Raw genomic sequence first — 12,623 nt, forward strand, 5'->3', positions numbered from 1 at the left:
GGTGGGATACGGGGATGAGTGTCGGCACGAGCGGCGCGCACAAGGCGCCGCGAGCACGGGACGCCCGCGGCATGCCCGCGTCCCGGCGCGGTGATGCCGCCGAACTCGGAGCCGGCCCGGACCCGGAGCCCGGAGCAGGCCTGGTCGCCGGACTCGGAGCCGGACTCGGCATCGACCCCGACGACCTCCCCGACGGACTCGTCGTCGCCGACGAACGCGGGCGCGTGATCTGCTTCAACGCCGCCGCGGCCCGTATCGCCGCCGTGTCCGCCGCCGACGCCCTCGGCCGCCCGCTGGAATGGGCCCTCCCTTTAGAGGACCTCGAAGGGCGCAGATGGTGGCAGCTCACCGACCCGTACGGCGGTCTCGCCATCAGGGTCGGACAGCCCGAGCGGAACCTGCTGCTGCCCGGCGGGCGCGAGGTGCTCGTCACCGCGCGGTACGTACGCACGCGCCCCACCGGCCCCGTCCAGCGTGTCGTCGTCTCGCTGCGGGACACCGAGGCCCGGCGCCGCACCGAGCGCAGCCACGCCGAGCTGATCGCCACCGTCGCCCACGAACTGCGCTCCCCGCTCACCTCCGTCAAGGGTTTCACGGCCACCCTGCTGGCCAAGTGGGAGCGCTTCACCGACGATCAGAAGAAACTCATGCTGGAGACCGTCGACGCCGACGCCAACCGCGTCACCCGGCTCATCGCCGAACTCCTCGACATCTCCCGCATCGACTCCGGACGGCTCGAAGTGCGCCGCCAGCCCGTCGACATGGGCGCCGCCGTCGGCCGGCACATCCAGGCCTACGTCGCCTCCGGCCAGTCCGCCGACCGCTTCCTGGTGCGCATCGAACATCCGCTGCCCGCCCTGTGGGCCGACCCCGACAAGGTCGACCAGGTGCTCAGCAACCTGATCGAAAACGCGGTGCGCCACGGCGAGGGAACCGTCACTATCGAGGTGACGCCCTCGGCCTCCCCACGTGAGGGGGAGGACGGCAGGAACGCCGCGACATCGGTCACGGTGAGCGACGAGGGCACCGGCATCCCGGAGGAGTCCATGAACCGCGTCTTCACCCGCTTCTGGCGGGGCAGCAAGCGCGGCGGGACGGGCCTCGGGCTCTACATCGTCAAGGGCATCGTCGAGGCCCACGGCGGCTCCATCACGGTCGGCCGGGCCCCCGGCGGCGGCGCCCAGTTCCGATTTACGTTGCCCGTGAGCACCCCGGCGTACCTGCTGTAACGCCGACGAGGGCCCACGGGCGCAATCACTCAGCTCACCCCCGTTAGACTCGGCCTCTGGCACCTTTGCGTCCCCGTTTCATGTTTCAGGGACGATGCGCGTCCCCCGAGTCGGGACGGGGACCATCAGCCAGCCAAGCGGAAGCACGGGAAGAGATGTCGGCACCGAACAAGTCGTACGACCCTGTAGAGGTCGAGGCCCTGAAACCGGAAGAGATCGAGCGCATGCGGGACGAGGCGCTCGCCGCCTTCGCCGCCGCCGGTGACCTCGACGCGCTCCAGGAGGCCAAGGTCGCCCACACCGGCGCCGCCTCCCCGTTGTCCCTCGCCAACCGCGAGATCGGTGCGCTGCCCCCGCACGCCAAGGCGTCCGCGGGCAAGCTCGTCGGCCAGGCCCGCGCCGCGGTGAACAAGGCGCTGGCCGGCCGGCAGGCCGAGCTGGAGGCCGACCGCGACGCCCGGGTGCTGGTCGAGGAGGCGGTGGACGTCACGCTGCCGTACGACCGTGTCCCGGCCGGCGCCCGGCACCCGCTGACCACGATGATGGAGCGGGTCGCGGACGTCTTCGTGTCCATGGGATACGAGATCGCCGAGGGCCCCGAGGTCGAGGCGGAGTGGTTCAACTTCGACGCCCTCAACTTCACGCCCGACCACCCGGCCCGGCAGATGCAGGACACCTTCTTCGTCCAGGGCCCCGAGGGCACCCGGGGCGACGAGTCCGGCGTCGTGCTGCGCACGCACACCTCGCCCGTGCAGGCCCGCGCCATGCTCGACCGCGAGCCGCCGGTCTACGTCGTCTGCCCCGGGCGGGTCTTCCGCACCGACGAGCTGGACGCCACGCACACCCCGGTCTTCCACCAGATCGAGCTCCTCGCCGTCGACGAGGGTCTGACCATGGCCGACCTCAAGGGCACCCTGGACCACATGGTCCAGTCGCTCTTCGGCGCCGACATGAAGACCCGGCTGCGGCCGAACTACTTCCCCTTCACCGAGCCGTCCGCCGAGATGGACATGCTCTGCTACGTCTGCAAGGGCGAGTCCGTCGGCAACCCCGACCGCCCCTGCCGGACCTGCTCCAGCGAGGGCTGGATCGAGCTGGGCGGCTGCGGCATGGTCAACCCGCGGGTGCTGACCGCCTGCGGCGTGGACCCGGAGAAGTACAGCGGATTCGCCTTCGGGTTCGGCATCGAGCGGATGCTGATGTTCCGCCACAGCGTCGAGGACATGCGAGACATGGTCGAGGGCGACGTCCGGTTCACCCGGCCGTTCGGGATGGAGATCTGATGCGGGTCCCGCTTTCTTGGCTGCGGGAGTACGTCGACCTGCCGGCGACTCAGACCGGGCGCGACGTCCAGGCCAAGCTCATCTCGGCAGGCCTGGAGGTGGAGACCGTCGAGCAGCTCGGCGCCGACCTCAAGGGACCGCTGGTCGTCGGCCAGGTGCTGACCATCGAGGAACTGACGGAGTTCAAGAAGCCCATCCGCTTCTGCACCGTCGACGTCGGCACCGCCAACGGCACGGGTGAGCCCCAGGAGATCGTCTGCGGCGCCCGCAACTTCGCCGTCGGCGACAAGGTCGTCGTGGTCCTGCCGGGCGCCGTGCTGCCCGGCAACTTCGCGATCGCCGCGCGCAAGACGTACGGCAAGACCTCGCACGGCATGATCTGCTCCGGCGACGAGCTGGGCATGGGCGACGACGGCAGCGGCGGCATCATCGTGCTGCCGCCCGAGGTCGAGGTCGGCTCCGACGCCATCGAGCTGCTCCAGCTCGTCGACGAGGTCCTCGACATCGCCGTCACGCCCGACCGCGGCTACGCCCTCTCGCTGCGCGGTGTGGCCCGCGAGGCCGCCATCGCGTACGGGCTGCCGCTGAGCGACCCGGCGCTGCTCGACGTACCCGCCCCGAACGCCTTCGGGTACCCGGTGCAGGTGTCCGACCCGTTCGGCTGCGACCGCTTCACCGCGCGCACGGTGACGGGGCTCGACCCCGAGGCCCGCTCCCCGATCTGGCTCCAGCGCCGCCTCCAGAAGGCCGGCATGCGCCCGATCTCGCTCGCCGTCGACATCACCAACTACGTGATGCTGGAGCTGGGTCAGCCGCTGCACGCCTACGACCGCACCCGCGTCCAGGGCGCGATCGGCGTGCGCCGGGCCGAGCAGGGCGAGAAGCTCACCACCCTCGACGGCGTCAAGCGCACGCTGGACGCCGAGGACCTGGTCATCACCGACGACCGCGGTCCGATCGGCCTGGCGGGCGTCATGGGCGGCGCGAACACCGAGATCGACGACACCGAGGGCACCACCACCGAGGTCGTCATCGAGGCCGCGCACTTCGACGCGCTGTCCATCGCCCGTACCGCACGCCGGCACAAGCTGGCCTCCGAGGCGTCCAAGCGCTTCGAGCGCGGCGTCGACCCGCAGGCCGCGTCCGCCGCGGCCCAGCGGACCGTCGACCTGCTGGTGATCCTCGCGGGCGGCACCGCCGACGCCGGCGTCACCGAGGTCATCTCGCCCTCCGCGCCGCACACCATCACCATCCCGGCGAACCACCCGGACAAGGTGGCCGGTGTCGACTACGGCCGCGAGACCGTCGTACGCCGTCTCCAGCAGGTCGGCTGCGACGTGTACGGGCAGGACGAGCTGATCGTCACCGTGCCGTCCTGGCGGCCCGACCTGACCGACCCGAACGACCTGGCGGAGGAGGTCATCCGCCTGGAGGGCTACGAGAACCTGCCCTCCACGCTGCCGAAGCCGCCGGCGGGCCTCGGTCTGACCGAACGGCAGCGGCTGCACCGCCGCGTCGGGCGGGTGCTGGCCGGCGCCGGATACGTCGAGGCGCCGAACTACCCCTTCATCGGCGAGCACGTCTTCGACCAGCTCGCACTGGCCGCCGACGACCCGAAGCGCAGGGTCGTCAAGCTGGTCAACCCGCTCTCCGACGAGGAGCCCGCGCTCCGTACGACGCTGCTGCCGGGCCTGCTCGGCGCGCTGCGCCGCAACGACGGCCGTGGCAGCCACGACCTCGCGCTCTTCGAGACGGGCCTGGTCTTCCACCCGCGCGAGGAACTGCGCGTCGCCGGGCGGCTGCCCGTCGACCGCCGTCCCACCGACGAGGAGATCGCGTCGCTCACCGCCGCGCTCCCCGCCCAGCCCCGGCACGCCGCCGTCGTCCTCACGGGCGCCCGCGAGCAGGCCGGCTGGTGGGGCAGGGGGCGCCCGGCCGACTGGGCCGACGCGATCGAGGCGGCACGCTCGCTGGCCCGCGAGGCGGGGACCGAACTCCTCGTCCGCGCCGGGCAGTACGGGCCGTGGCACCCCGGCCGCTGTGCCGAACTGGCCGTCGTCGTCGACGGCGCCGACCAGGTCATCGGGTACGCCGGTGAGCTGCACCCCGGTGTCCTGAAGACGCTGGGACTGCCGGCGCGCACCAGCGCGATGGAGCTGGACCTGGACGTGCTGGAGCAGGCGAGCACCGGTGTCCCGAAGGGTCCGAAGATCTCCGCCTTCCCGGTGGCGACGCAGGACGTGGCACTGGTCGTCGACCGGTCCGTGCCGCACGTGGACGTCGAGAAGGCGCTGCTCCAGGGCGCGGGCGAACTGCTGGAGTCCATCCGGCTGTTCGACGTCTACGAGAACGACGAGCAGCTCGGCGAGGGCAGGAAGTCCCTGGCGTACGCGCTGCGCTTCCGTGCCGCGGACCGGACGCTGACCGTCGACGAGGCCTCGCAGGCCCGTGACGCGGCGGTCGCGCTGGCCGCCGAGCGGACCGGAGCGGTGCTGCGCGGCGCCTGACCCACCGCACGAGGGCAGTTGAGGGGTACACCCGGACCACCGGGTGTGCCCCTCACTCCTTCGAGTGACAAGTCCGGGCGATCTGGCCCGATCGGGGCATGCGGTCGACAGAATCGGACCGGCCTCGCGGAGGCCCTCTGCGCTGGCAGGGCCTATTGGGGGGCCAATCGGCATGATCCAAATAAAGGCTGGAGGGGCTCCCTGCAGGGCGACGCCCCGTAGGCACGGGCGGATGCTGGCCAGGGCGGTGCGCGGGGGAAGTCTCCGGCCGCGCAGAAGGCGTGGCCTGCGGCTCGGCCTCGGCCGGGCGGTTCGGCGGGCCGGCCCTCCTCCGCTGCGGCGGGTGCTGAGCATGGGGCTGCCCACCGCCTGGGGCGCGATGGCGATCACGTACAAGCTCGCGTGCCCGCTCGCCCGGGAGGACGGGCTGGGCGCCCGGATCGTCACCTGCGCGGTGTTCTTCGCGGTCGGCACCGGGCTGATACTCCACGTCAGGACCACGTTGCTGCGGGAGCTGCGGCAGATCCGCAGGATCGCGGGCGCCGCCCAGAACGTGCTGCTGCGGCCGCTGCCTCCGCGGATCGACGGCCTGAACGTCGCCGCGGCCCAACTCTCCGCGGACCACGGCGCGATCGTCGGCGGTGACCTGTACGAGGTGATCGCCACCGAACACGGTGTGCGGGTCGTCATGGGCGACGTCCGCGGGCACGGCCTCGGGGCCATCGCCACCGTCGCCGCCGTCCTCGGCAGCTTCCGCGAGGCGGCGCACGACGAACCCCGACTCGACCGCGTACTGCGGAGACTGGACCGGGCGCTGGCCAGACACCTGCGCGAACGCACCCGGGCCGAGCATCCTTCGTCGGGCCTCGACCCCGACGGCCCGGCCGGCGAGGAGTTCGTCACCCTGCTGCTCCTGGAGATCCGCCGGGACGGCGAGGTGTACGCCCTCAACTGCGGTCACCCGTGGCCGTATCTCCTGCGCAGCCACGCGGAGCCGGCCGGTGTGCGCGGTCATGTCGAGCGGCTGTCCTGCCTCGAACCCCTGCCCCCGCTGGGGCCGTTCCCGCTCCCGGCCGAGCTGCCCTACGTGCGCTGCGGTCAACTGCTGCCCGGCGAGGGGCTCTTCCTGCACACCGACGGTGTCGAGGACGCGCGCGACGGACGAGGCCGGTTCTTCCCGCTGCCCGCCGTGCTCACCGACGCCGTCCGGGTGCAGCCGGTCTCGCCCCAGTCGGTGCTGCGCGCGGTGTTCAGCCAGGTCCTGCGCCACACGGGCGGAACGCCGGCCGACGACATAGCGCTGCTGGTGCTGCGCAACGACCGAAAACGCGTGCCGGCACAGCAGGTTCACTCCGTGATCCACCACGTCACGTGAGCCGGGCTCTCGCCGTGAGCTGGGCTCGCCGTGAGCTGGGCTCGCCGTGAGCTGGGCTCGCCTTGATCCGGCGGTGCCGTCCGCCCCGCCACGGAGTGTCGGGCAGGCAGCTGGGCGGACGGCGCGGGATCGGGCCGCCGCACTGTACGAGGGGGAGCCGGCGGCCCGGCCGGCCTCTTGCGAGGCATCTCAGTCAACCGGCAGTGCACGCTCCGCGACAGCGCGTGCACGGCGTGGATGCGGGCACTCCGTTCACACCCCGTGTGAAACGGGCCGCCCTACTGTGATAGCACTGTCGACACCGTCGGCACCGAGCCACCCGGGGGCCTCCATGCATCCCAACACTCTGCTCGACGCGATTCTCGACGAGGCGGGCATCTCGCACGCGGGACTCGCCGCCCACGTCAACCAGGCGGGGAGGGCGCGCGGTCTCGCGCTCAGGTACGAACACACCGCTGTCGCACGGTGGTTGAAGGGCCAGCGCCCGCGCGGCCAGGTGCCCGACCTGATCTGCGAGGTGCTCGCGGCCCGGCTGCACAGGCCCGTCACGCTCGACGACATCGGACTGGGCGTACCCGGTGAACCGGCCACCCCGCACGGCACCACGCTCTCCGGTTTCGTCGAGCGGGCCACCGCCCTGTGGCGCTCCGACGAACAGCAGCGCCCGCACATCCTCGGCGCGCCCGCCGTCACCGGGACACCCGCCGTCATGCCGGTGTGGGAGTGGGAGAACCCGCCCGAGGACGTGGACGTCTCGCGCGGCGGACGCCACGACGTGAGCATGGCCGACATCGACATGCTCCGCGCGGCCCGCGCCCACTACGAGCAGATGTACCGCAAGGCCGGCGGCATCGCGACCCGCACCCGGATCGTCGGTTTCCTCAACTCCGAGACGGCCCCGCTGCTCCGCGGCAGCTACACCGACGCCACCGGCCGCCAACTCCACCGCGCGACCGGCGGGTTGGTAGCCATCGCGGGCATCTGCGCCTACGACTCCGACGCCCACGGACTCGCCCAGCGCTACTTCCACCAGGCGCTGCGCCTGGCGAAGGCCAGCGGGGACAGGGGACTCGGGGCCTACGTCATAGCCCTCCTGGTCAACCAGTCGCTCTTCATGCGCGAGCACCGGCAGGCCGTCGCCTTCGCCGAGGCCGCGCTGCGCGCCGCGGGGCGGCAGATCACCCCGGCCCTCGCCTCCGACCTCTACGCGATGCAGGCCAAGGCGTACGCGCATCTCGGTGACGGCAGCGGCGCGCTGTCCTGCATCCGGCGGGCCGAGCAGGCGGCCGACCGCATCCGGCGCGGTTACGAGCCCGACGAGACCGGCTATGTCCAGCCGGGTCTGGTCAACGTACAGGTGGCGGAGGCGCTGCTCAGCCTCGGTGACCTGGTGGCGGCGGCCGAGCACGCGGTGGCCGCCGTGGACACCCCGGCCCACGACCGGGGACGGGTGCACCGGCTCGCCATGCTCAGCCAGATCGAGCTGCGCCAGGGCAACGCCGACAAGGCGGTCGCCACCGCGCTCCAGATGGCCGAACAAGCACGGGGGATGGAGTCCCAGCGGCTGCGCGACAGACTGCGCGCGGTCCGCGAACACCTGGTGACCAGTGGGTGCGCCGGTACCTCCGAGGCCGCCGAGCTCATCGACGGGGCACTGCGCGTACCGCTGTAAGAACGCCGGGCCGCTGCCGAACCGTTCGCCGTTGCCGAACCGTGCGCCGCTGTGCGCCTGCTGTCAGAACGCTCCTGCTGCCATATTGCCATCTACTCGGCGGAAGGTGGCAGAACCGTGCAGTGGACGAAACAGAACGAACAAACTGTGTATAAAAACCGCTGGTTCACAGTCAATCTCGCAGATGTGGAGCTGCCGGACGGACGGCATCTCGATCACTTCCTGATACGGATGCGGCCGGTGGCGGTGGCCACCGTGGTGAACGCGGCCAACGAGGTGCTGCTCCTGTGGCGGCACCGCTTCATCACCGACAGCTGGGGATGGGAGCTCGCGGCGGGGGTCGTGGAGGACGGCGAGGACCTCGCCGTCGCGGCGGCCCGCGAACTGGAGGAGGAGACCGGCTGGCGACCGGGGCCCCTGCGCCCTCTGATGTGCGTCGAGCCCTCGAACGGGCTCACCGACGCCCGGCACCACATCTTCTGGGCGGACGAAGGCGCGTACATCGGACACCCGGTGGACGACTTCGAGTCCGACCGTCGGGAGTGGGTGCCCCTCAAGCTCGTCCCCGACATGGTCGCCCGCGGCGAGGTCCCGGCCGCCAACATGGCTGCCGCACTGCTCCTGCTGCACCATCTCAGGCTCGGGCAGGACGCGTTGCCCTGATCAACCCCCCGCCGTCCCGGGGCGGACGGGAATTGTCGGACAGGCCTAGTGGCCCAGAGCCTGCCAGATCGTCACGGCCAGCGCGCCCACGGCCGCGACGACCGCGAGCGTGGGCAGGGGCCAGCGGGTGTGTTCGAGGGCGACGACCCGTGCGCTCAGGTCGTCGAGGTCCTTGGAGGTCTGGTCGTCGCGCTGGGTGAGCAACGCCAGTCCGCCTTCGATGCGGGTGAGACCCACCTCGATGGACTGGCGTAACTCCGCGAGTTCCCTCGGTGCCACGGGATGCTCGGGGTTGGCGGTCACGAGTCCGCTCCTTTCCGTAGTCGTCTGAGCCGTTGACTGCCCACAGAAAGTCAACTCGCCTGGTGGTTGCGTGGGGAGCGTGTGCGAGCGGCATATGCGGGCCCGGCGCGCACACGGTGTGTGAATGACGCGGGCCCGGCACCGAAAGAGGTGCCGGGCCCGCGGGAGCCTGACCGTGCGTAGTCAGGGGGTGCGTGTATCGGGGGCTGCGCGTATCCGTGGTCGGGAGTCTCAGGGGCGCGAGTCTCAGGGGTGCGAGCTTCAGGGGTACGAGTTTCAGGCGTACGTGTAGAAGCCCGAGCCCGACTTCCGGCCGAGGCGTCCGGCGTCGACCATGCGCAGGAGCAGCGGGGGAGCGGCGTACAGCGGCTCCTTGAACTCCTCGTACATGGAGAACGCGACCGAGGCCACCGTGTCCAGGCCGATCAGGTCGGACAGCTTGAGCGGGCCCATCGGGTGGGCGCAGCCGAGCTCCATGCCGTTGTCGATGTCCTCGCGGCTCGCGATGCCCGACTCGAACATCCGGATCGCGGAGAGGAGATAGGGGATCAACAGCGCGTTGACCACGAAGCCGGAGCGGTCCTGGGCGCGGATCGCGTGCTTGCCGAGGATCTTCTCAACAAGCGCCTGCGCCCGGCTGAGGGTGCCCTCGGAGGTGGTGAGCGCCGGGATCAGCTCGACCAGGTTCTGCACCGGGGCCGGGTTGAAGAAGTGGATGCCGATGACCTGGTCGGGACGCGAGGTGGCGACGGCGAGCCTGACCAGCGGGATCGAGGAGGTGTTGGAGGCGAGGATCGCGTCCTGCCGGGTAACCACCTGGTCCAGGACCTGGAAGATCTCGGTCTTCACCTGCTCGTTCTCGACGACCGCCTCGATCACCAGGTCGCGGTCGGCGAACTCGCCGAGGTCGGTGGTGAAGCTGAGCCGCGCCAGAGTCGCGTCCCGCTCCTCGTCGGAGATCTTCCCGCGCTCGGCCGCCTTGGAGAGGGAGTTGAAGAGCCGGGTGCGGCCTATCTCCAGGGCTTCACCGGTGGTCTCGGCGACCTTGACGTCGAGGCCGGCGCGGGCGCACACCTCGGCGATGCCGGCTCCCATCTGGCCGCAGCCCACCACTCCGACGCGTTCGATGTCGGTCACATCGTCCCTTTCCGCTGATCATCGGGCCCGGCAGGGTTCCCCGTTGCCCGGCGTCTGCTCCGATCGTGCACGTTACCCCCAAGTATCGATGATCGATCGTGCGGGTCGGGCATGCTGTGCGCAGAGACGGTCCGTGACCGGGCGGACCCGCTGTGCGAGGGGTGCGGAGATGGAGCGACTGTCACGCCGGACGTTCGGGCTGGGTGCGGCGGCGACACTGTCGGGGTTCGTGACGGCGGGCGACGCCGCGGCGGTCGGGCGCGGTTCCGCCGCGGATGGCGGCTTCGCGACCGGCGGCTCCGCGACCGGCGGTTCCGGGGCCGGCGGTGCCGTCGGCCGTGGCCCCCGCGCGGTGGGGGAGATGCGCGGGATGTGGCTGGCGACGGTCTCCAACCGCGACTGGCCCTCGCGCACCGCACTGACCGCGACCCGCCAGCGCGCGGAACTGATCGCCCACCTCGACACGGCCGTGCGCCGTCGGCTCAACGCCGTGATGCTCCAGGTGCGCCCCACGGCCGACGCGCTGTGGCCCTCGGCGTACGAGCCGTGGTCCCAGGCCCTCACGGGAGTCCAGGGCCGGGATCCCGGCTGGGACCCGCTGGGCACCGCGGTCACCGAGGCGCACGCGCGGGGCCTGGAGCTGCACGCCTGGTTCAACCCGTACCGGATCGCGAACCACACCGACCCGGCGAGGCTGGCGGCGAACCACCCGGCCCGCCGGCATCCCGACTGGGTGGTCCCGTACGGCGGGAAGCTCTACTACAACCCCGGGCTGCCCCAGGTCCGCGCCTTCGTCCAGGACGCGATGCTCGACGCGCTGCGGCGGTACGAGATCGACGCCGTGCACTGGGACGACTACTTCTACCCGTATCCCGTCGCCGGGCAGGACTTCGACGACGACGCGGCCTACGCGGCGCACGGCGCGGGTTTCCGGGACCGGGCGGCCTGGCGGCGCGACAACATCGACCGGCTGGTGCGGGAGACGGCGGCCCGCGTCAAGGAGATCCGGCCGTCGGCGCGCTTCGGGATCAGCCCCTTCGGGGTGTGGCGCAACGCGAGCACCGATCCGCTCGGCTCGCCGAGCCGGGCCGGTGTGCAGACGTACGACGATCTGCACGCCGACACCAGGAAGTGGGTCAGGGAGGGCTGGATCGACTACATCGTTCCGCAGCTGTACTGGAGCATCGGCTTCGCCGCCGCGGACTACGCGAAGCTCCTGTCGTGGTGGGCGAAGGCCGTGGAGGGCAGCGGCGTGCGGCTGTACGTGGGAGAGGCCCTCTACAAGGCCGGTGACCCGGCGCAGCCCGCCGCCTGGCAGGACCCGGCCGAGTTGTCCCGGCATCTCGCCCTCGCCCACGACCACCCGCAGGTGGCGGGGCACGTGTTCTTCTCGGGCAAGGAGGTCGGGGCGGACCGGATCGGTGCGATGGCGCGGGTCGTCGCCGACCACTACCAGCGGTCGGCGCGGTCACCGCGCTGACACGGGGCCCGGCCGTCGACCGGCCCCCGCGCTGCCGAGGCGGACCAGCGACGCGGCTTTCGTACCGCTGAGTCCGGCTGTCGCCGCGGCTTTCTCGCGTCGGTCTACCGGGCGGTGTCCGGGTGCCGGATCTCGGAGTCCGCGCCGGGCGAGCACACTGCCTCGTGCCCGTCCTCGAAGCGCACGCGGTACGGGGGAGTGCCCTCGGCGCCCATGACCTCGACGATCTCCGCGATCCTGTCGTGCTGTCCGACGATCCGGCCGTGCTGCACCAGCTGATCGCCCTTGGTCGCACGCATCTGAACGGCTTCCTCGTGCTGTACGGGAGTAGCGGTCCGTCGGCTGTACGGACGCACGGGCCGTCCGCTGTACGAACGCACGGTCCGTCATCGCAAGTCTACGACCGGCGGCGCCGCTTGACGCTGCCGGTGCACCGGCCGTCAGCCCGGGGCCCGTGTGAAAACCGCTCGACCTCCGCCGCCCTGAACTGCGACTCTCCCCGCATGACCGATACACAAGGCCTTCCCGAGAGCTACGAGATCTCCGCCGACTCCGGCCGGCTCGACGTCGACCGCATCCACCGCTGGCTCTCCACCGACGCGTACTGGGCCCTCGGACGCTCCCGTGAGACGCAGGAGAGGGCGATCGCCGGGTCGCTCAACTTCGGGGTGTACGACGGGACTTCGGGGGAGCAGGTGGCGTACGCGCGGGTGGTGACGGACGCGGCGACCTTCGCCTGGCTCTGCGACGTCTACGTCGATCCGGCGGCGCGGGGCAAGGGGCTCGGCAGCGCCCTGGTCACCGCCGTCCGCGCGCACCTCGAACCGCTCGGTGTACGCAGGGTGCTGCTCGCCACGCACGACGCGCACGCTGTATACGAGAAGCGCGGTTTCAAGGCGCTGGAACGCCCTGACCAGTGGATGGCGCTCATCCTGGGGTGACTCCGCGTGTACCCTCCGTCACCCCTCTTGACC

11 protein-coding genes are annotated in these 12,623 nt (G+C 71.5%); 8 read left to right on the forward strand and 3 right to left on the reverse strand.

Translation table 11 applies throughout. From position 1 onward, the window contains the following. Positions 1-14 precede the first annotated feature (14 nt). The 6 genes from ACIP79_RS37300 (at position 15) to ACIP79_RS37325 (ending at position 8,729) form a co-directional block, all read left to right on the forward strand. Positions 15-1,229 (forward strand): ATP-binding protein, encoded by a 1,215-nt coding sequence (locus ACIP79_RS37300; RefSeq protein WP_401231057.1) that lies wholly within the window; start codon positions 15-17, stop codon positions 1,227-1,229. Between the two features lie 155 nt (positions 1,230-1,384). Next, positions 1,385-2,512, forward strand: a complete 1,128-nt coding sequence (pheS, locus tag ACIP79_RS37305) for a phenylalanine--tRNA ligase subunit alpha (RefSeq protein WP_401231059.1) — start codon at positions 1,385-1,387, stop codon at positions 2,510-2,512. Continuing rightward, positions 2,512-5,019: a phenylalanine--tRNA ligase subunit beta gene (pheT, locus tag ACIP79_RS37310; protein WP_401231062.1), complete on the forward strand. Its 2,508-nt coding sequence runs from the start codon at positions 2,512-2,514 to the stop codon at positions 5,017-5,019. The genes pheS and pheT overlap by 1 nt, the downstream gene beginning before the upstream one ends. A 352-nt stretch (positions 5,020-5,371) precedes the next feature. Next, positions 5,372-6,394 carry a PP2C family protein-serine/threonine phosphatase gene (locus ACIP79_RS37315; RefSeq protein WP_401231065.1) on the forward strand — a complete coding sequence of 341 codons (1,023 nt, stop codon included), beginning with the start codon at positions 5,372-5,374 and terminating at the stop codon, positions 6,392-6,394. Positions 6,395-6,725: 331 nt separating this feature from the next. Next, positions 6,726-8,066 (forward strand): transcriptional regulator, encoded by a 1,341-nt coding sequence (locus ACIP79_RS37320; RefSeq protein ID WP_401231067.1) that lies wholly within the window; start codon positions 6,726-6,728, stop codon positions 8,064-8,066. A gap of 117 nt (positions 8,067-8,183) precedes the next feature. Next, on the forward strand, positions 8,184-8,729 hold the full coding sequence (locus tag ACIP79_RS37325; protein WP_383685213.1) for an NUDIX hydrolase: 546 nt from the start codon (positions 8,184-8,186) through the stop codon (positions 8,727-8,729). A 45-nt stretch (positions 8,730-8,774) separates the two neighbouring features. Here ACIP79_RS37325 and ACIP79_RS37330 read toward each other — a convergent pair whose 3' ends face one another. Continuing rightward, positions 8,775-9,032 (reverse strand): hypothetical protein, encoded by a 258-nt coding sequence (locus ACIP79_RS37330; protein ID WP_383685212.1) that lies wholly within the window; start codon positions 9,030-9,032, stop codon positions 8,775-8,777. A 276-nt stretch (positions 9,033-9,308) separates the two neighbouring features. Further along, complete coding sequence (locus ACIP79_RS37335) at positions 9,309-10,169, reverse strand: 3-hydroxybutyryl-CoA dehydrogenase (RefSeq protein WP_401231071.1); 861 nt, start codon at positions 10,167-10,169, stop codon at positions 9,309-9,311. A gap of 169 nt (positions 10,170-10,338) precedes the next feature. On the opposite strand from ACIP79_RS37335, the gene ACIP79_RS37340 reads away from it, so the two are divergent. Next, positions 10,339-11,649, forward strand: a complete 1,311-nt coding sequence (locus tag ACIP79_RS37340) for a glycoside hydrolase family 10 protein (RefSeq protein WP_401231074.1) — start codon at positions 10,339-10,341, stop codon at positions 11,647-11,649. Between the two features lie 104 nt (positions 11,650-11,753). On the opposite strand, the gene ACIP79_RS37345 is transcribed toward ACIP79_RS37340, so the two are convergent. Beyond that, complete coding sequence (locus tag ACIP79_RS37345) at positions 11,754-11,948, reverse strand: DUF1918 domain-containing protein (protein WP_401231076.1); 195 nt, start codon at positions 11,946-11,948, stop codon at positions 11,754-11,756. A 204-nt stretch (positions 11,949-12,152) separates the two neighbouring features. On the opposite strand from ACIP79_RS37345, the gene ACIP79_RS37350 reads away from it, so the two are divergent. After that, positions 12,153-12,590, forward strand: a complete 438-nt coding sequence (locus tag ACIP79_RS37350) for a GNAT family N-acetyltransferase (RefSeq protein WP_401231078.1) — start codon at positions 12,153-12,155, stop codon at positions 12,588-12,590. The last annotated feature ends 33 nt before the right edge of the window (positions 12,591-12,623 follow it).

The sequence above is a fragment of the Streptomyces sp. NPDC088747 genome, assembly GCF_044751025.1.
Taxonomy (GTDB): Bacteria; Actinomycetota; Actinomycetes; order Streptomycetales; family Streptomycetaceae; genus Streptomyces.

What these genes read in the sequence shown, in the direction of transcription:
- pheS (WP_401231059.1), top strand. Translation starts at nt 1,385, where the DNA reads ATGTCGGCACCGAACAAGTCGTACGACCCTGTAGAGGTCGAGGCCCTG.
- ACIP79_RS37320 (WP_401231067.1), top strand. Translation starts at nt 6,726, where the DNA reads ATGCATCCCAACACTCTGCTCGACGCGATTCTCGACGAGGCGGGCATC.
- pheT (WP_401231062.1), top strand. Translation starts at nt 2,512, where the DNA reads ATGCGGGTCCCGCTTTCTTGGCTGCGGGAGTACGTCGACCTGCCGGCG.
- ACIP79_RS37350 (WP_401231078.1), top strand. Translation starts at nt 12,153, where the DNA reads ATGACCGATACACAAGGCCTTCCCGAGAGCTACGAGATCTCCGCCGAC.
- ACIP79_RS37345 (WP_401231076.1), bottom strand. Translation starts at nt 11,948, where the DNA reads ATGCGTGCGACCAAGGGCGATCAGCTGGTGCAGCACGGCCGGATCGTC.
- ACIP79_RS37300 (WP_401231057.1), top strand. Translation starts at nt 15, where the DNA reads ATGAGTGTCGGCACGAGCGGCGCGCACAAGGCGCCGCGAGCACGGGAC.
- ACIP79_RS37315 (WP_401231065.1), top strand. Translation starts at nt 5,372, where the DNA reads ATGGGGCTGCCCACCGCCTGGGGCGCGATGGCGATCACGTACAAGCTC.
- ACIP79_RS37340 (WP_401231074.1), top strand. Translation starts at nt 10,339, where the DNA reads ATGGAGCGACTGTCACGCCGGACGTTCGGGCTGGGTGCGGCGGCGACA.